Raw genomic sequence first — 16830 nt, 5'->3', positions numbered from 1 at the left:
AGGCCCCTGATGGGGCCTTTATTCTTTATATCGGTACTTGTTTGAGAACACTATGAGCGACAATCCAGCCTTTACCTTGGCCGACCTTCAAGCGTTAACGAAAACATTAAACGACTACAGTTACGCCTATCATGTGCAAGACGCCCCCATGGTGCCGGATGCGGAGTACGACCGCTGCTATCGTGAGCTACAACAGATGGAAGCGCAGCACCCAGAATGGGTTCAGCCAGATTCACCCACTCAGCGGGTGGGCGAAAAGCCGGACAATGGCTTTGCTTCGGTAGAACATACCATTCCCATGTTGTCGCTGGACAACGCCTTTGACAACGACAGCATGGTCGATTTTGATGAGCGCGTGCGTAAGCTGGCTAAGGTTGCCAAGATTACATACTGCTGTGAACCAAAGCTGGATGGTCTGGCGATCAGCATTCGCTACGAAGACGGCCTATTAGTGCGTGGCGTAACCCGTGGCGATGGTCTAACGGGGGAAGACATTACCTCCAACATCAAAACCATTTACTCGGTACCGCTCAAACTGCGCACAGATACCCCGCCGCCAGTGTTAGAAGTGCGCGGTGAGATCTACATGCCAAAGCAGGGGTTTGACAAGCTGAATCAGCAAGCGGCGGAGAAAGGCGACAAGACCTTCGTTAATCCACGTAATGCCGCGGCAGGCAGTCTGCGTCAGCTAGATCCTAAGGTTACCGCGTCGCGACCACTGGTATTGTGTGCCTACAGTATTGGTTATGCCGAAGGCTGGGAGCAGCCTGAGAGCCATTACGAAGGCCTACTGCAATTAGCCGAGTGGGGCTTTAAAACCAATAACCTGATGGCTCGTGTTGAAGGGGTACAAGGTTGCTTGGAGTACTACGACAAGCTGGCCGCTGAGCGTGATGGCCTGAGTTATGACATCGACGGCATTGTCTATAAAGTCGATAGTATTGCCCAGCAAAAGCAGCTGGGCTTTGTTGCCCGAGCGCCCCGTTGGGCGATTGCCCGTAAATTCCCGGCGCAAGAAGAAGTGACACAAATCCTAGGGGTGGACTTTCAAGTCGGTCGAACTGGCGCCATTACGCCGGTGGCCCGTTTACAGCCGACCTTTGTCGGTGGTGTGACGGTGTCCAATGCCACCTTGCATAACCAAGATGAAATAGAGCGTCTAGGTGTCAAGGTTAACGACTGGGTGGTCATCCGCCGTGCTGGGGATGTCATCCCCCAAGTGGTTCAGGTGTTAGCAGAACGCCGACCAGACGATGCCCAAGAGGTGGTGTTCCCCACTCAGTGTCCTGTGTGTGACTCGGATATTGAGCGCGTAGAAGGGGAAGCGGTACAGCGTTGTACCGGTGGCTTGGTGTGTGGCGCGCAACTAAAAGAGCGTTTGAAGCACTTTGTCTCCCGTAAAGCGATGGACATTGATGGCCTTGGGGAAAAGTTGATTGAGCAATTGGTGGATGCCAAATTGGTGACCACGCCAGTGGATATTTACCTTTTGAAAGACAAGCCTGCTCGCTTGCTGGCGATGGAGCGTATGGGCGATAAGTCCGTTGAGAAGCTGCTAAACGCCATTGAGCAGTCCAAACAAACCTTATTCAACCGTTTCTTGTATGCCTTGGGTATTCGTGAGGTGGGTGAGGCGACGGCGCGTACCCTGACGCAATATTTCGGCACGTTAGAGAAATTGATCTCGGCCAGCGAAGCAGACTTGATTGAAGTGGAAGATGTGGGGCCGATTGTGGCGCAGCATATCCGTATGTTCTTCGATCAAGATGACAATGTAGCCACCGTAGAAGGCTTATTGGCGCAAGGGATTACTTGGCAAGCGGCCTTCAAAGCGGATGTCAGTGAGCAACCACTCGCTGGTAAAACTTATGTGGTCACAGGCACCTTAAGTCGTTATTCACGGGATGAAGTAAAAGACTTACTGATCAAGCTAGGGGCTAAGGTCAGCGGCTCGGTATCGGCGAAAACCGATTGCTTGGTCGCAGGCGAGAAAGCCGGTTCAAAACTGACTAAAGCACAATCCCTCGACGTCCCTGTGATGGATGAAGAGGCGTTGCATAATATGTTGCTTGAGCTGGGAGCGGTGTGATGGATACAGTGATTCCGTTTGACTCACTTGAACGAGAAACCCTTGAGAACGTTTTAAACGACATTGTTTCTAGGGATGGCACAGATTATGGGGAATACGATTTATCCCTTGAGCAGAAGCGAGAACAGGCTCTGCGTGCATTAAAATCAGGGGAAGCCGTATTATTGTTCGATACGGAAAGCGAAACCATTCAATTGGTCGCTAAAAAGACTCTGCGGCAAGGCTACTACTAGAAACCTTGTTTGAATATGAGAAGGGGCTCTTAATAAGAGCCCCTTTTACTTTATTTGATGGCTATTTATAGCAACCTTTAATGGTGTGATCCATCTCTCTTGATGGCTCTTTCTCTTTGTTGCGACCGACTACCTTAGCAGGCACGCCAGCCACGGTTGTATGCGGTTCAACAGGGTCTAGCACAACGCTGTTGGCACCGACTTTAGCGCCTTCGCCAACTTCGATATTACCGAGGATTTTGGCCCCGGCACCGATCAACACACCAGAGCGGATTTTCGGGTGACGGTCGCCAGTTTCTTTACCGGTACCACCTAGGGTGACGGATTGTAGAATCGACACGTTGTCTTCGATGACACAGGTTTCACCGACGACCAGTCCCGATGCATGGTCTAGCATTACGCCACAGCCAATGCGTGCCGCAGGGTGGATATCGACACCGAACACCATCGACATTTGACCTTGCAGATATAGGGCCAAACTTTCACGGCCCTGATGCCATAGCCAGTTTGCGACGCGGTAGGTTTGTAGAGCATGGAAGCCTTTGAAGAATAACAACGGTGTTGTCAGGCAATCACAGGCCGCATCGCGTTCCTTGATTGACAGGATATCTTGTGAGACGCACTCAACGATTCCTGAGCCTGGAGCAGACATTGCCTCTTCAAAAACTTCACGTAATACCATCGCTGGAATGGAAATGCTGTCCAGTTTGCTGGCCAACAAAAAGCTCAACGCGGAGCTGATGGAATCATGGCGCAGGATGGTGGTGTTAAAATAACTTGCCAAAATGGGTTCATCTTGTGCTAGCTTTTCAGCTTCAGCTTGTAATGATGGCCACAGATTGTCAGATGTCACGTCAGATTGGATTGTTTTACTCAAAATCAATTTACCTACATGTTTTCGTGGCTAGAGTGTGGTTATGGGGGTAGCATCTACCAATACAAGGGTGAATGTAAACAGAATGCTCGCTTTATGGAGACACTATGAGTCAAAAAACCGTATCTGATGCGTTACATATATTTTACGAACTAAATAGCGCTTTGTCTGATGCATATTGGGAAACAAATGATATTAACTGCAAGGATTTATTTTTCGCGATGAAATCCATGCTTCAGGATGAGCTTGACGAACTGCACAAGCTGAGTATTCAAGATCATATTTATCCCTATGAACCGATTAACCCAGGTGTGGTTCAGCTGAGTGATAAGCTGCGTGATCTGCATCCAGAAATGAGTGATATTGTTTATCGTCCAAAGACTTACCGTCGTTTGGACGATCTGATTCCAAATGCCTGCGATCTGTTTGAACGCTAAGTATTTAACAGGAGAAGCCTAGGCTTCTCCTCGTTTTAGCTGGCGAATGGTAAAGCGATTAGGGTGTAAGGCTTCAATCACGCCTTGCTCCAGTGCGGCCAGTTCATCCAAGATCAGATTACTGAGATAAAAGCCACTTAACGGTGCGCTGACCAGCCCGCGTGAGCCATGTCCTAGGTTCACAAACAGTCCAGATATCAGTTCACAGGCCTCGTCCGACTGCCATTTGGCATTTTGACGTAGTGGCGCATACTTCGTAACCAGCTCGCTATGTTGGCTTAATGGCCCAACAATAGGCGTGTAATCTGCCACAGTGCAGCGCATGGCTACGCGACCTTGGCAGGCTGCTAGATCCACTTGGTCGGTGTCGACCGGCAACAGCGCGGCAAGCTTTGCTAAATTATCGCGATGGCTTTGTTCTGACACCTTAAGGCTGTCATTCCCCAAGTCGTAAGTCGCACCAAAGTTAATCTGGCCATCCAGCTCCGGAGATAAGTAGCCTTCACCACACAACACTTTATTGACTTGATGGATCAGATTTTGATCGTCCTCGGCTAAGTGATTAACCGCTAACTGTGTCACCTGCCCCCGAATCGGTTTCGTCGGCCACTGTTGCCAAGCTGCCAATGCATCTTGTTCATTCGCCGTACAAATTACCACGTGGGAGTATTCGGCACGCCCATGTTGATTGCTCGCTAGCCAACCTGTTTGTGTTTGCTCTAAGCTTTGCAGCTGAGTATTCAAAGACAGCTGAATGCGCGGATGTTGAAGTAATCGCTCACATACGGCTTGCGGGCGAATCCAGCCAGATAAGGGCAGTTCTAAGCCTTGCTTATGGGCTTTGATGATGCTGTCTGGATAGAGCTGGCTGTTAAGCATCTTGGTAAACTTAGCGTGTTCCGCATCGCTCTTCGGCAATTGTAATAACCCTGACTGCTGCCACAATATCGCCTCTTGGTCGAGGGCGTTATAAAACCGATTAGCGTACAAGTAAGCGCTGAGATAGAAACGATTGACGGGGGTATCGGAAGCTCCCAGCTTAGGATACAACATGCCCTGGGCGTTACCTGACGCGCCACATGCGACTTGTTCGCCTTGTTCCCATACATCGACTGCGATGCCTTTGTCGGCCAGCGCTGCCGCTGTGGTTGCCCCTGCAATACCACTGCCGATCACCAACACTTTGCTGACATTGCTTGGCTGTTTGATCGCAAACCAAGGCGCGGCTTGCGCCACGGCCGGTGTGTCTTGCGACGGCGCAAAAGTGCCTAGCATCATTTCCCGTTTGTGGCCAAAGCCTTTGACCTTTTGCACCTCAAAACCATGGGCTTTGAGCCCGCGACGGACAATGCCGGCGGCGGTAAAGGTAGCGAAAGTGGTGCCTGGCTGACTTAAGCGGAGAATGTTTTGAAACAGTTCATCGCTCCACATCTCTGGGTTTTTACTGGGTGCGAAACCATCTAAGAACCAAGCGTCCACCGTGCCATTCAAGGCAGCAAACCCTTCACTGGCTTCACCAAACCATAAGGTGAGCGTGGTGCGCTGTTCTGGGAAAAACAGCGTATGCAGTCCATGACACAGAGTGGGGTAATGCTCAATCAAAGGCTTAGCAAGCTCTGCTAAGCTTGGCCACATAGCGAGCGACTGTTGCAGCTTCTCTTTACTCAGCGGAAACTTCTCCACTGAAGCAAAATGTAGCCAAGTATCTTGTGGCGCTGTCTCAAGAAACAGCTGCCAAGCACAAAGAAAGTTCAAGCCGGTGCCGAAGCCCGTTTCGGCGATGGTGAAGCCTTGCTTAGCTGGTAATTGACGAAAGCGTTCGCTCAGTTGATTGTGTTCTAGGAACACGTAACGGGTTTCATCGAGACCAGCGTCTTTGTCGAAGTAGACATCATCAAACGCACTGGAGCGAGGCACACCGTCCTCGCCAAAATTCAGTGCGGGTAATTCAAGCTGGTAACTAGTTAACACGTGTGATTTTCTCGATCGTCACCGGAGTGCTGGGCACGTTTTGGTAAGAGCCAACGGTACGGGTTGGAACATTGGCAATTTGGTCGACCACTTCCATGCCTGAGATGACTTCGGCAAATACAGTGTAGCCTGCGCCACCACGTGCGCCGTGGTTTAAGAAAGCATTATCAACATGGTTAATAAAAAATTGTGAGGTAGCGCTGTTTGGGTCATTGGTACGTGCCATCGCTAGGGTGCCGCGTTGGTTGTAAAGACCGTTGTTGCCTTCGTAGGCGATCGCACGGTGGGTGGTTTTACGCTCTAGGTCAGGTGTGAAGCCACCGCCTTGCACCATAAAGCCTTTGATGACGCGATGGAAAATAACGCCTTCGTAAAAGCCTTCGTCGACGTAGCGTAAGAAGTTTTTAACCGTATTGGGCGCCGCTTGTTCATTCAGGTCGACACGGATATTGCCAAGGTTGGTGTGAATATCCACTTCGGTGGCGAAACTAGGTAGGCTCAGTGCAGACAGCACTAGGCCAGTGAGTAAACTTTTTTTCATGAGAGTCTTCCTTATTGGCAATGCGCCCATAATATTAGGGGGTTCGTAATCGAACGCCAAGATGAAATTGATTTGAGAGGTCGAAACATGAGAACCGCAGTGGTTGAAATCGAATATTGCACCCTATGTCGCTGGATGTTGCGAGCGGCGTGGTTGTCTCAAGAGTTGCTAACGACCTTTGATGATGACATCAAAAGCGTGACCTTGATCCCAAGTCAAGGCGGAATCTTTAAGGTACGCGTCAACGGTGAAGAGATTTGGTGTCGTAAAACCGAAGACGGCTTCCCTGAAGCGAAAGTGTTAAAGCAGCGTATGCGCGATGTGATTGACCCAGAGCGTGACTTGGGGCACTCCGATATAAAGAAGCCAGAAGCGAGTGAAGCAGACAAAAAATAAGCGGCCTAAGCCGCTTATTTTTTAAAGAGTCTGGCGCAGCAAAATCTTAGAAAACCTGTTTGAAAGGTTTGATTTCAACGCTTGCGTAAACACCTGCGGCGACGTATGGGTCGGCATCCGCCCAGGCCTTGGCTTCTTCTAGAGAGGCGAACTCAGCGACCACGACGCTACCGCTAAAACCGGCTTCGCCCGGATCGTTTGAATCGATCGCAGGGTTTGGACCTGCTAGTACTAGGCGGCCTTGATCGCGCAGCGCTTGTAGACGCTCAAGGTGAGCAGGGCGAGCTGCTAGACGGTTTTCAAGACTGTTTGCCACATCTTGTCCAACAATTGAGTAAAGCATGTACTAATCCTTATTTTGCATTTGGGAGGTAAGGTAAACCCCCTGAAGAATAATAAATACGATGGTCATACCCAGTAGGCCAAACAGTTTAAAGTCGACCCAGATGTCTTCACTGAAGTTAAACGCAACGTATAAGTTTACCGCGCCGGATAGGATGAAAAAGCCTACCCAAGCCAAATTCAGTGTGCGCCAAGTTTTGTGTGGCAACTCAATTTTGTCGCCCATCATGCGCTCAATAAAGTTTTTATGGCCGATAAATTGGCTGCCAAAGAAGGCCAGGGCAAACAGCCAGTTGACAATGGTTGGCTTCCATTTAATAAAGTCCCCATCGCCAAGTAGCACGGTCGCGCCGCCAAGTAACACCACCAAGGCCAAAGAGATGACGTGCATCTTTTCCACGGTGCGGTGCTTGAGCCAGGTGTAGCCCACTTGCACTAAGGTCGCCGGAATCAGTACCGCCGTTGCAATAATGATGTCGCCGGTGGATTTGTATACCAAGAAAAATACAAGAATTGGTAAAAAGTCGAATAGTAATTTCATAGTCAAGCCAGTTTATGTATGCTCGAATGATAATACCTAGCAACTGCCAGAAAGAATACCCCTTTAATGTCAGATAAGACCTACCAACACATCGATCTACACACGCACTCAACGGCCTCAGACGGCAAGCTATCGCCAACTGAGTTGGTCACTTTAGCCCATCAAGAGGGTGTAGAAATGTTGGCATTGACCGATCATGACACCATTGCTGGGCTTCCTGAAGCACGCCAAGTCGCCGCGTCATTAGGCGTCAATCTGGTCAGTGGCTGTGAGCTATCAGTGGCGTGGAAGAAGATACCACTGCACATGGTGGCGTTAGGTTTTGATGAAAACTGTCCGCGTATGGCGGCATGGACCCAACGTAACCAAAGCGTGCGTTTGGAACGTGGGCGACAAATCGCTGACTTATTGCGCAAGAAGGGCTTACCTGACTTGTTTGATAAAGCCGTAGCGGAAGCGGGCCAGAGTCAATTAGGGCGCCCGCATTTTGCCAAAGTGATGGTCCAAGAGGGCATTGTAAAAGACGCAAACAAAGCCTTTGATCACTATTTAGGTAACAAAAAACTTGGGCAAATTCGTGATGTTTGGCCGCAGTTAGAAGAGATCGTGCCAGACCTAGTGACGACGGGATGTGAGCTTGTCATGGCGCATCCTAAGCGTTATCCGCTAACAGTGACTAAACTTAAGTCGGTATTACAGGATTTTAAAGCCTACGGTGGCAGCGCCATCGAGGTGGCGTCTGGCAATGAGAGACCGGACTATGTGCGTTTTTTAGAGCGCTTGTCCCGCGAGTTCGAGTTTAAAGCGTCGGCCGGTAGCGATTACCACGGCCCTTTTGGCCCTTGGACCCAGGTTGGACGTTATACGCAAATACATGAGCAAGAAATTTCACCCATTTGGTATCAATGGTAAGGCGTCACCCGTCGCACCATGAATTTGATCAGGTTGCCTCTATCCGAGGTGCTATGGAGAGAGTAGTTTGAGCCAGTTTTTTCAGATCCACCCAGAAAACCCACAAGTTCGCTTAATTAAACAAGCCGCGCAAATGATTCGCGAAGGGGCCGTGATTGCCTATCCAACCGACTGTGGTTACTCCCTAGGCTGTCACATCGGTGACAAAGCCGCGTTGGAGAAAATACGCACCATTCGTCGTCTCGATGACAAACACAATTTTACCTTGGTGTGTCGAGATTTGTCGGAAATCTCGACTTATGCACGCTATGACAACGCCATCTATCGGTTGTTGAAGCACAATACTCCAGGGCCTTACACCTTTATTTTTAATGGCACCTCCGAAGTGCCACGTCGTTTGATGCATCCGAAACGTAAAACCATTGGCATTCGTATTCCGGACAATAAAATCGTGCAGGCACTGCTGGAAGAATTGGGGGAGCCCATCATGAGCTCGTCGCTGATCTTACCGGGGGAAACAGACCCGATGACGGACCCTTATGATATCCGCGATACCCTGCAGCATCAGCTTGATTTAGTCATTGATGGTGGCTTCTGTGGTATGCAACCAACTACCGTGATTGGCATGGATTCAGATGACATTAAGGTATTGCGAGTGGGGGCGGGGGATCCGTCACCATTTGAGTAAAAACACTGCTTTGCACGCTATCAACTGTCACTTGATATGACTATAATTGCGCACAGAGTTTTGCTAAGCGTATTAAGGCTTAGCGCATTTAAGAATTTAACCAAATGGGTTGCTGCGAAGCATTCCCGAAAGAGGTCGTAATGGACGAAAAATTACAGAAAGTGTTGGCGAGGGCAGGTGCAGGATCTCGTCGTGAAATGGAAAACCGTATTCGTGAAGGTCGTGTTACCGTTAATGGTGAAGTGGCGACTTTGGGTGATCGTGTGCGCCCAGACGATGCGATTGAATTAGACGGTGTTGAGGTGAAAACCAGCGCTTCCAACGAAGTTGAGCGCCGCGTCATCATTTATAACAAGCCAGAAGGCGAAGTCTGTACCCGTAAAGACCCAGAAGGTCGTCCAACCGTTTTTGACCGTCTGCCAAAATTGCGTGGTAGCCGCTGGATCGCCGTAGGCCGTCTAGACATCAATACATCTGGTTTATTGCTGTTTACAACGGATGGTGAATTGGCGAACCGCCTAATGCACCCATCTACGGAAATTGACCGTGAGTATCTAGTACGTGTGATGGGTAATGTTACTGAAGAGAACATTACTAATCTGAAAAAAGGTGTACTACTAGAAGATGGCATGGCGCAGTTCACCGACATCGTAGACGGTGGTGGTGAAGGTATTAACCATTGGTTTTACGTGTGTCTGATGGAAGGCCGTAATCGTGAGGTACGTCGTCTTTGGGAATCACAAGGTCTAAAAGTTAACCGTCTGAAGCGTGTACGCTTCGGTCCAGTATTCCTGCCATCCAAAGCCAAAGTTGGCCGTTGGGTTGAAATGGAAGAAACCGATGTGAGTGCTTTGTGTGAAGTGGTCGGTCTGGACCATAAAATCACGGGTCTTAAGAGCCAACAGGAAAAGCATGATCGCCGCCGCAGCAGTGGTTCACGTGTATCCGGCAGTGTCGCGAAAACCAAGCGTCGCGAAAAAGGCTTTGATTGGCAAGCTTCTGAAAAACAACAGGAGTTTAAGCCGCGTCGACCAGGACGCCGCTCGTTTCGCTAGACAGCGACCGTATAGTTAAAAGGGGATGAGATGTTATGAGCATGGTGCGATGGATATTAGTTGTTGTCATTGCAATGCTAATCGGTTTTTTTGTTTATGTAGACATGAACAATGATGTACCTGAGAATTTGGGCGTCAATGAGGGATTATTAGCACCGTGCCCAGACATGCCTAATTGCGTGTCGTCACAAGCCCCTGTTGATGACACGGAGCACTTCGTAGAGCCTATTTTCTACCGTTCCAGCGTGAAAGACGCACAACTCACTATTGAGCAGCACATGCTCGATAGTGGTATGGCGCGCATTGTTAGCAGTGAGCTGGGTTACACGCATTTCGAAATTACCAGCGACTTCTTTGGTTTCAAAGACGATTTGGAAGTGTATTTCCCTGAAGCTGACAGTGTCTTACACATTCGCTCCGCTTCACGGGTTGGCTACGATGATCTTGACGTCAATCGTGAACGTGTTAGACAAATTCGAGATCTTCTAGTAGATTGATCTTGAAGGCTTTATTCATATTACAAAAGGACGAGGACAGACTATGAGTGCGAGTGAACCCCAATCAATCTTGATTGTTGAAGACGATGAGCGCCTCGCTACGCTAACTCAGGAATACCTACAAAAAAACGGTTTTACGGTGGCTGTAGAGCCCGATGGACGTAATGCCATCTCTCGTATTGTTGAAGAACAGCCGTCGTTGGTAATCCTAGATTTAATGCTGCCGGGGGCAGATGGCTTCACAGTCTGTCGAAGTGTGCGTAATGATTACCGTGGTCCTATCTTAATGCTGACGGCTCGTAGTGACGATGTCGACCAGATTTTAGGCCTAGAAATCGGCGCCGATGACTACGTCTCAAAACCTGCAAAACCGCGCGTATTGTTGGCACGAGTTCAGTCTCTGCTACGTCGCAGCACTCAAGATGTGGATTTGACCGCTGTGGCACCAGAGACCGAGCAAACGCTAGAGTTTGCTACCCTAGTGATCGACAACTCTCGTCGTGAAGCGTGGCGTGATGGCGAAGAAATTGAACTGACCAGTGCGGAATTCGACTTGTTGTGGCTGTTAGCCAGCAACTCTGGCCGTATTTTGAGTCGCGAAGAAATTTTCAGCGAATTGCGTGGTATTGAATACGACGGTCAAGATCGTTCAGTCGATGTCCGGATTTCGCGCATTCGATCTAAGATAGGCGATGATCCGATTCATCCTCGTCGAATCAAAACGATTCGCAGCAAAGGCTATCTGTTTGTGAAAGAGGTCTAATCCTTATGCGTAGTGATATGTGGCGCCTCTATCGGCACATTTTGACGGGAGGCATCATCATATCACTGGCGTGTTATGGCGTGATTGAATGGATTCAGAAGCGCTATCATGAAAGCTATGCTCAGCAGCAGTGGCTGGTGGATGCAGAGTTAAGTGCTGTCCTTTTAACGCAGAGCGATGCGTTTCCTCCTTTAAGCCCCCACTCAGCTTTTGCCTGGCAGGTACCAACAAGCGATATCCCTGACGCAGACATCCAAGTGTCATGGTCTGAGGACGCTGGCGTTGTCTCGGCCTCGGTATCTGCCGGTGGTACGCTTTTCTTGACCGGCTCACTGATGCCGCAGCGTAGCGCCAATACGCTACCTTTGCTGCAAAGCTTACTCCATTTCGATGGCTTGTCCGTCGCCGATAAAGTAACCCTGCTGAATGGTCTTAGCAGCCTTTCTGTGCGCGCTGTTCCGCTGCAAGATTGGCTTTTGACGCCTCTGCATCTGCAGCACTCGTCCCATGGTGATATGGCTTTAGTGTGGCAGCCAGAAGGGCTAGGCAAGGCTTGGGAGATCCGTGTAGCAGAAGGGGTATCGTTACCCATTACCCTCACGGTGCTGCTGATTATTGTGCTGGCAATTTCGGCGTTGTTGGTGCTGGTGTGGATCGAATTGATTGGTTTGGACCGTAAGCGTGCCCATTTTGAAACCGTCACCCGTCAAATTGCCCGGGGGCGTGGCACCTTACCACAAGGTGTAGTGGACAGCTCAGGCACTTTGAAAGAGCTGGCTTATTCGTTTGACTCCATGTCGACCCATATTCAACGTTTGCTTAAAGTTCAGCGTGAAATGATCAATGCGATATCTCATGAACTGAGAACGCCGATCGCCCGTTTACGTTTCGGTCTGGAAGTCTTAAAAGACGATGTGGATGACACGCTTGAGTCCTCGATTACGGCGCTTGAGTTTGATGTCGAAGAGCTCAATACGCTGGTGGATGAAGTGCTAACCTATGGCAAGTTAGAGGAAGGCACCTTGGCGTTAAACTTTGAGAAAACCAGTATCAAGCAGATACTGGATGGCATTGTCGAGCATAACCATGCGTTACTGCAGAAGTTTGATGTCAAAGTCGTGATTGAAGAGGACGATCTGGTCAATGCCGATGCTCACCATTTACATCGTGCCTTGCAAAACCTAATCCTCAATGCCTCCAAGTACGCCAGCTCGACCATTGCCATTACCTTTAGCGCGGATAAAGAGCGTTGGCAGGTCGACATCGAAGACGATGGGCCGGGCATTCCTATTGAGGATCGGGATAAGGTCTTTATTCCATTTCAGCGCCTAGATAACTCACGCACCCGTGCATCGGGGGGCTACGGCCTAGGGCTAGCGATCGTGCAGCGTATTGCCTTTTGGCATGGCGGTGCTGTCTTGATTGACTCGAGTGAGTTAGGGGGCGCGAAGTTTAGCTTTATTTGGTCGCGAAGCCAGCACCAAAATAGCCTGAGTTAGTGCTGGCGAATCGTGTCGTCGTATTAAAGATCTGGTGCCAAGATGCCACGCAGATTTTTAAAACACGTCTTAGAAGCGGTGCTAATTAGATCATCCATGTAAGCGTTATCTCTCTGATCTTTACGGATTGCAAGATACAGCTTACACCATACCCCTTCCTCTCCTAACGATTTCGTGATGGCGTACTGGCGATTGGTGTATTCCGTTAGCGCCCAGTTTGGCAAGCAACAGACACCACGACCACTGGCCACGAGTTGCATCATCATCAAGGTTAATTCGCTATGACGAATCTTTGCCGGCGTCACTCCTGCAGGCGTTAAGAAATGTTTGAATATGTCCAAACGCTCAGATTCTACTGGGTAGGTAATCAGTGTCTCGTTTTTGAGGTCCTCTGGCACTAGGTAGTCTTTTTTAGCTAACGGGTGATGGCGTGATAGGGCTACCTGGGATTCGTATTGAAACAGAGGAATGTATTCAATGTTGGGCAGGTCTTGTGGGTCAGAAGTGACCACCAAATCTAAATCACCACGGGCCAAGGCTGGCAGTGGCATAAAACTAAACGCCGTCGACAGGTCCAGCTCCACGTCTGGCCAATGCTCACGAAAATGATCGATGGTTGGCATTAGCCATTCGTAACAGCTGTGACACTCAATGGCGATGTGTAGGCGACCGCTTTCACCTTCGGCAAAGCGTTGTATGTCACGCTGGGCCGAGCGAAAGGCCATTAACACGTCATCAGCTAATTGCAATAATCGTAACCCAGCGCTGGTAAAGCGAACGGGTTTAGTCTTACGGATAAACAAAGGGCAACCTAGTTTTTCTTCTAGGTCTTTTAATTGGTGGGAAAGTGCGGACTGGGTCAGGTGTACTCGTTCAGCCGCTTCAACTAGGCTGCCAGTTTCTCTTAACGCGGTCAGAGTCTTTAGATGCCTAACTTCAATAATGCTCATAATAATCTCGAGTTTTTGAGTTTTATTCAGCTCATAACGTATAAAAAAGGCCCGTGCTAGATCACTCTAACTACGAGCCTTACGAGATTGTCTTAGTTACAGATCAAAAATTCAAGTAATGCTTTTTGTGCGTGTAGGCGGTTTTCTGCTTCATCCCATACCACAGAGTCTGGGTGATCAATGACTTCAGTGGTCACCTCTTCACCACGGTGCGCTGGTAGGCAGTGCATGAACAAGGCGTCGGCTTTCGCCAGTGCCATCAACTCTTGATTGACTTGGAAGCCATCAAAGTCACGCATACGCTGTTCTTGTTCGTCTTCTTGACCCATAGAAGCAAACACATCCGTTACGACAAGGTCGGCATCTTGAACGGCTTCTTGGACATTGTTTGTCACAGTCACGCAGTGTTGGTTTTCCGCCAAAATTTGCTCGTTCGGTTCATAGCCTCGAGGGCAAGCCACCACTAGATGGAAACCTAGCAGATCAGCAGCATTCATGTAGGAGTGGCACATGTTGTTGCCATCACCCACCCATACAACGCGTTTACCTTCAATCGAACCGCGGTGTTCAAGGTAGGTTTGCATGTCGGCTAGTAGCTGACATGGATGGTAGTCGTCCGTCAAAGCATTGATGACAGGGACACGAGAGTTGGCGGCAAACGTCTCAACCATGGCATGGTCAAAGGTACGGATCATCACTGCATCCACCATGCTGGAAATCACACGTGCACTGTCTTCAACAGGTTCACCACGGCCTAGTTGTGTATCACGCGGCGAAAGGAATAAAGCGTGTCCACCAAATTGTGCCATACCGGCTTCAAAAGAGACTCGGGTTCGAGTGGATGATTTTTCAAAAATCATCGCCAGAACTTTGTTCTTCATCGGTTCGTATAGCGTACCTTCACGGAGCATTTTTTTAAGCTCAATGGCACGTGAAAGTAGTTGCTTTAGCTCGTCAGACGAAAGGTCTTTCAGAGTCAAAAAATGTCTCGGCGACACGGTGTTGCTCCTGTCAAAAATCAACCAATAATTAGGGAATCCGCCAATTTAATACACTGGTCGCATGGAGTAAAGAGTAGGTCGCCTTTATTAAAGAGGCAAATGTTGAAAAAACGGCTTTTGTCAAAGCTTTTGCATCGCGCAAGGGGTTGTAAAAAATTTAAACATCCCCATACTTCACTGACAATAAATCCCTACACGTCGCAGTTCGTAGCGACCGAATAACGAGGTTTACCGATCGTGAGTAACACAATTGAGACAATCCAAGAGCAAATCAACAACAACCCAATTTTGCTGTACATGAAAGGCACACCACGTATGCCTCAGTGTGGCTTCTCTGCGCAAACCGTGCAGGCGTTGATGGCTTGCGGCGAGCGTTTTGCGTTCGTTAACATTCTTGAGAACCCAGATATCCGCGCTGAGCTACCTAAATTTGCTAACTGGCCAACTTTCCCACAACTATGGGTAAATGGTGAGCTAGTAGGTGGCTGTGACATCGTGGTTGAAATGGCACAAAACGGTGAGCTACAAACCTTGATCACTGAGGCGGCGGCAGCGACTAAAGACGCTGAATAATACGCGGCTCGATAGGCAAATAAAAAACGCGCTACGGCGCGTTTTTTTATTGCTTAGCTAGTATTAGGCTTGGTAAAGCTCCAAGGGTAAGCCATCTGGGTCAGTAAAGAAGGTAAAGCGTTTACCGGTCAACTCATCCGTTCTTATCGTTTCCACAGCAATCTGCTGATGCTTTAAATACGCCACCGCTTGTTCAAGATCGTCAGTCGCAAACGCTAAATGGCGTAAGCCTTGCGCTTCAGGGTAAGAGGGGCGCTGCGGGGCGTTGGGAAAGGAAAATAATTCCAGTTGTGTTTGATCGTTAACCTTTAGATCCAGTTTGTAGGAATCCCGCTCGGCACGATAAGTCTCTTGTATCACGGCAAAGCCAAGTAGCTCGCAATAGAAGGCTTTGGAGCGTGGGTAATCCGAGCAGATAATGGCCACATGATGCACACTTTGAATCTGCAGTGGACTGACTTGATCCTGTTTAACGCACATAATTTTGCGATTTTAATTCGTTGGCCAATTCAATCACCTGCTTCCTAAACCAGATATGGCTGGCATCGTGATGCAGTAGGGGGCTCCAGATCATTTTCAATTCGATCGGTGGGATGGCAAACGGGGGTTCTAAAATGACAAAGTCGGGATTGTTGCGATTGATCAAGGCTACTTTTCTCGGCAGCGTGGCAATCAGATCTTGTTCCAACGCCAAGTGCATGGCGGTATGGTAGCTGCGAGTAAAGACACGAATGCTGCGCTTGCGGCCTTGGCGTTGAAGAGCTTCATCGACCCAGCCAAGCTTTTGTACATCCGTCGGGTCCATCCCTACGCCGACGCCAAACCCTGTTTTACTGACCCAAATATGTTGTGCTTCTAGATAGGTTTCTAAAGTGAAATTCTGAGCAATAGGGTTATCCGCGGCCATCATGCAGACAAAGGTATCGAGCCAAACGCTTTTTTCGTGGAATGACTGTGGCAGCTCTTCAAAACGGTTGATGGCCATATCAATCTTGCCTGCTTCCACATCGTGAAAGGTCACATCACTCGGGGTCATAATATCAATGGTAATCCCCGGCGCGTTTTCTCGTAGACGATTCAAAAGGCGCGGGATCACAGTGGAGGCGGCGTAGTCGCTGGCCATCACCCGAAATACTCGGGTTGAGGTTTTCTCATTAAAGTCCGCCTCGGGTTGAAGCGCTTCTTCTAATTCTAATAGCACTTTGCGTACGATAGGTTGCAAACGCAGGGCTTTCTCGGTTGGCTTCATCCCTTCACTGGTGCGCACTAATAGTGGGTCGTTTAAGAGATCGCGTAACCGTTTTAGGCCGTTACTCATGGCAGGCTGGGTGATGTTGAGCTTATTGGCTGAGCGAGTCACATTACACTCTCTCAGTAGCACATCGAGGTAAATAAGTAGGTTTAGATCAATCTTATTTATATTCATGTTTTTTATGTAGGCCAGAGATTTGATAACCAATAATGAATG

20 protein-coding genes are annotated in these 16830 nt (G+C 49.0%); 11 read left to right on the top strand and 9 right to left on the bottom strand.

The genetic code is table 11. From position 1 onward, the window contains the following. Positions 1 to 52 precede the first annotated feature (52 nt). Together ligA and MAQ5080_RS00520 are read left to right on the top strand one after the other, a co-directional pair. The gene (gene ligA / locus MAQ5080_RS00525; RefSeq protein ID WP_067203980.1) at positions 53 to 2089 is read left to right on the top strand and encodes an NAD-dependent DNA ligase LigA; all 2037 of its coding nucleotides are present in this window, start codon (positions 53 to 55) and stop codon (positions 2087 to 2089) included. Next, positions 2089 to 2322, top strand: a complete 234-nt coding sequence (locus MAQ5080_RS00520; RefSeq protein ID WP_067203978.1) for a YheU family protein — start codon at positions 2089 to 2091, stop codon at positions 2320 to 2322. Before ligA ends, MAQ5080_RS00520 begins: the two co-directional genes overlap by 1 nt. Positions 2323 to 2383: 61 nt before the next feature. On the opposite strand, the gene cysE is transcribed toward MAQ5080_RS00520, so the two are convergent. Then, positions 2384 to 3187 (bottom strand): serine O-acetyltransferase, encoded by an 804-nt coding sequence (gene cysE / locus MAQ5080_RS00515; RefSeq protein ID WP_141656799.1) that lies wholly within the window; start codon positions 3185 to 3187, stop codon positions 2384 to 2386. Between the two features lie 116 nt (positions 3188 to 3303). Between cysE and MAQ5080_RS00510 the strand changes: the two genes are divergently transcribed. Then, a complete protein-coding gene (locus MAQ5080_RS00510; RefSeq protein ID WP_067203977.1) occupies positions 3304 to 3633 on the top strand; it encodes a hypothetical protein in 330 nt (109 codons plus the stop codon). A gap of 18 nt (positions 3634 to 3651) precedes the next feature. On the opposite strand, the gene mnmC is transcribed toward MAQ5080_RS00510, so the two are convergent. Both mnmC and MAQ5080_RS00500 read right to left on the bottom strand, forming a co-directional pair. Further along, positions 3652 to 5604 carry a bifunctional tRNA (5-methylaminomethyl-2-thiouridine)(34)-methyltransferase MnmC2/FAD-dependent 5-carboxymethylaminomethyl-2-thiouridine(34) oxidoreductase MnmC1 gene (gene mnmC, locus MAQ5080_RS00505; RefSeq protein ID WP_067203975.1) on the bottom strand — a complete coding sequence of 651 codons (1953 nt, stop codon included), beginning with the start codon at positions 5602 to 5604 and terminating at the stop codon, positions 3652 to 3654. Next, the gene (locus tag MAQ5080_RS00500) at positions 5594 to 6145 is read right to left on the bottom strand and encodes a peptidylprolyl isomerase (RefSeq protein ID WP_082860953.1); all 552 of its coding nucleotides are present in this window, start codon (positions 6143 to 6145) and stop codon (positions 5594 to 5596) included. Before MAQ5080_RS00500 ends, mnmC begins: the two co-directional genes overlap by 11 nt. Positions 6146 to 6232: 87 nt before the next feature. On the opposite strand from MAQ5080_RS00500, the gene MAQ5080_RS00495 reads away from it, so the two are divergent. Next, positions 6233 to 6541 carry an Rdx family protein gene (locus MAQ5080_RS00495; protein WP_067203973.1) on the top strand — a complete coding sequence of 103 codons (309 nt, stop codon included), beginning with the start codon at positions 6233 to 6235 and terminating at the stop codon, positions 6539 to 6541. A gap of 46 nt (positions 6542 to 6587) precedes the next feature. Here the strand turns inward: MAQ5080_RS00495 and MAQ5080_RS00490 are convergent, their stop codons facing one another. Then, the gene (locus tag MAQ5080_RS00490) at positions 6588 to 6884 is read right to left on the bottom strand and encodes a YciI family protein (RefSeq protein ID WP_067203972.1); all 297 of its coding nucleotides are present in this window, start codon (positions 6882 to 6884) and stop codon (positions 6588 to 6590) included. 3 nt (positions 6885 to 6887) lie between these two features. Then, positions 6888 to 7424, bottom strand: coding sequence for a septation protein A (locus MAQ5080_RS00485; protein WP_067203971.1), 537 nt, complete (start codon positions 7422 to 7424; stop codon positions 6888 to 6890). Between the two features lie 66 nt (positions 7425 to 7490). Here MAQ5080_RS00485 and MAQ5080_RS00480 point away from each other — a divergent pair, with 66 nt between their 5' ends. The 6 genes from MAQ5080_RS00480 (at position 7491) to MAQ5080_RS00455 (ending at position 12838) form a co-directional block, all read left to right on the top strand. Further along, a complete protein-coding gene (locus tag MAQ5080_RS00480; protein WP_067203969.1) occupies positions 7491 to 8336 on the top strand; it encodes a PHP domain-containing protein in 846 nt (281 codons plus the stop codon). 67 nt (positions 8337 to 8403) lie between these two features. Next, positions 8404 to 9024 carry an L-threonylcarbamoyladenylate synthase gene (locus MAQ5080_RS00475; protein ID WP_067203967.1) on the top strand — a complete coding sequence of 207 codons (621 nt, stop codon included), beginning with the start codon at positions 8404 to 8406 and terminating at the stop codon, positions 9022 to 9024. Between the two features lie 140 nt (positions 9025 to 9164). After that, entirely contained in the window at positions 9165 to 10079 is a 915-nt protein-coding gene (gene rluB / locus MAQ5080_RS00470; protein WP_067203965.1) for a 23S rRNA pseudouridine(2605) synthase RluB, read from the top strand. Positions 10080 to 10114: 35 nt separating this feature from the next. Beyond that, positions 10115 to 10576: a DUF1499 domain-containing protein gene (locus MAQ5080_RS00465; protein WP_082860952.1), complete on the top strand. Its 462-nt coding sequence runs from the start codon at positions 10115 to 10117 to the stop codon at positions 10574 to 10576. A 43-nt stretch (positions 10577 to 10619) separates the two neighbouring features. After that, positions 10620 to 11339 carry a response regulator gene (locus tag MAQ5080_RS00460; protein ID WP_067203964.1) on the top strand — a complete coding sequence of 240 codons (720 nt, stop codon included), beginning with the start codon at positions 10620 to 10622 and terminating at the stop codon, positions 11337 to 11339. Between the two features lie 5 nt (positions 11340 to 11344). Beyond that, positions 11345 to 12838, top strand: coding sequence for an ATP-binding protein (locus MAQ5080_RS00455; protein WP_067203963.1), 1494 nt, complete (start codon positions 11345 to 11347; stop codon positions 12836 to 12838). Between the two features lie 23 nt (positions 12839 to 12861). On the opposite strand, the gene MAQ5080_RS00450 is transcribed toward MAQ5080_RS00455, so the two are convergent. Together MAQ5080_RS00450 and argF are read right to left on the bottom strand one after the other, a co-directional pair. Then, complete coding sequence (locus tag MAQ5080_RS00450) at positions 12862 to 13788, bottom strand: LysR family transcriptional regulator (protein ID WP_269447854.1); 927 nt, start codon at positions 13786 to 13788, stop codon at positions 12862 to 12864. Between the two features lie 92 nt (positions 13789 to 13880). Beyond that, on the bottom strand, positions 13881 to 14786 hold the full coding sequence (gene argF, locus MAQ5080_RS00445) for an ornithine carbamoyltransferase (RefSeq protein WP_067203962.1): 906 nt from the start codon (positions 14784 to 14786) through the stop codon (positions 13881 to 13883). Positions 14787 to 15026: 240 nt separating this feature from the next. Here argF and grxD point away from each other — a divergent pair, with 240 nt between their 5' ends. Next, complete coding sequence (gene grxD / locus MAQ5080_RS00440; protein WP_055462026.1) at positions 15027 to 15362, top strand: Grx4 family monothiol glutaredoxin; 336 nt, start codon at positions 15027 to 15029, stop codon at positions 15360 to 15362. A gap of 63 nt (positions 15363 to 15425) precedes the next feature. Here the strand turns inward: grxD and gloA2 are convergent, their stop codons facing one another. Then, the gene (gloA2, locus tag MAQ5080_RS00435; RefSeq protein ID WP_067203961.1) at positions 15426 to 15842 is read right to left on the bottom strand and encodes an SMU1112c/YaeR family gloxylase I-like metalloprotein; all 417 of its coding nucleotides are present in this window, start codon (positions 15840 to 15842) and stop codon (positions 15426 to 15428) included. Further along, positions 15832 to 16788, bottom strand: coding sequence for a LysR family transcriptional regulator (locus tag MAQ5080_RS00430; protein ID WP_067203960.1), 957 nt, complete (start codon positions 16786 to 16788; stop codon positions 15832 to 15834). The genes gloA2 and MAQ5080_RS00430 overlap by 11 nt, the downstream gene beginning before the upstream one ends. Between the last annotated feature and the right edge of the window lie 42 nt (positions 16789 to 16830).

Origin of the sequence: Marinomonas aquimarina (assembly GCF_900089755.1) — a bacterium.
GTDB classification, from domain to species: Bacteria; Pseudomonadota; Gammaproteobacteria; order Pseudomonadales; family Marinomonadaceae; genus Marinomonas; species Marinomonas aquimarina.
The sequence above is the reverse complement of the archived record's forward strand: the minus strand, read 5'-3'. Positions and strand labels throughout refer to the sequence as shown.

What these genes read in the sequence shown, in the direction of transcription:
- ligA (WP_067203980.1), top strand. Translation starts at nt 53, where the DNA reads ATGAGCGACAATCCAGCCTTTACCTTGGCCGACCTTCAAGCGTTAACG.
- MAQ5080_RS00520 (WP_067203978.1), top strand. Translation starts at nt 2,089, where the DNA reads ATGGATACAGTGATTCCGTTTGACTCACTTGAACGAGAAACCCTTGAG.
- MAQ5080_RS00510 (WP_067203977.1), top strand. Translation starts at nt 3,304, where the DNA reads ATGAGTCAAAAAACCGTATCTGATGCGTTACATATATTTTACGAACTA.
- MAQ5080_RS00500 (WP_082860953.1), bottom strand. Translation starts at nt 6,145, where the DNA reads ATGAAAAAAAGTTTACTCACTGGCCTAGTGCTGTCTGCACTGAGCCTA.
- MAQ5080_RS00495 (WP_067203973.1), top strand. Translation starts at nt 6,233, where the DNA reads ATGAGAACCGCAGTGGTTGAAATCGAATATTGCACCCTATGTCGCTGG.
- MAQ5080_RS00490 (WP_067203972.1), bottom strand. Translation starts at nt 6,884, where the DNA reads ATGCTTTACTCAATTGTTGGACAAGATGTGGCAAACAGTCTTGAAAAC.
- MAQ5080_RS00485 (WP_067203971.1), bottom strand. Translation starts at nt 7,424, where the DNA reads ATGAAATTACTATTCGACTTTTTACCAATTCTTGTATTTTTCTTGGTA.
- MAQ5080_RS00480 (WP_067203969.1), top strand. Translation starts at nt 7,491, where the DNA reads ATGTCAGATAAGACCTACCAACACATCGATCTACACACGCACTCAACG.
- rluB (WP_067203965.1), top strand. Translation starts at nt 9,165, where the DNA reads ATGGACGAAAAATTACAGAAAGTGTTGGCGAGGGCAGGTGCAGGATCT.
- MAQ5080_RS00465 (WP_082860952.1), top strand. Translation starts at nt 10,115, where the DNA reads ATGAGCATGGTGCGATGGATATTAGTTGTTGTCATTGCAATGCTAATC.
- MAQ5080_RS00460 (WP_067203964.1), top strand. Translation starts at nt 10,620, where the DNA reads ATGAGTGCGAGTGAACCCCAATCAATCTTGATTGTTGAAGACGATGAG.
- MAQ5080_RS00455 (WP_067203963.1), top strand. Translation starts at nt 11,345, where the DNA reads ATGCGTAGTGATATGTGGCGCCTCTATCGGCACATTTTGACGGGAGGC.
- MAQ5080_RS00450 (WP_269447854.1), bottom strand. Translation starts at nt 13,788, where the DNA reads ATGAGCATTATTGAAGTTAGGCATCTAAAGACTCTGACCGCGTTAAGA.
- gloA2 (WP_067203961.1), bottom strand. Translation starts at nt 15,842, where the DNA reads ATGTGCGTTAAACAGGATCAAGTCAGTCCACTGCAGATTCAAAGTGTG.
- MAQ5080_RS00430 (WP_067203960.1), bottom strand. Translation starts at nt 16,788, where the DNA reads ATGAATATAAATAAGATTGATCTAAACCTACTTATTTACCTCGATGTG.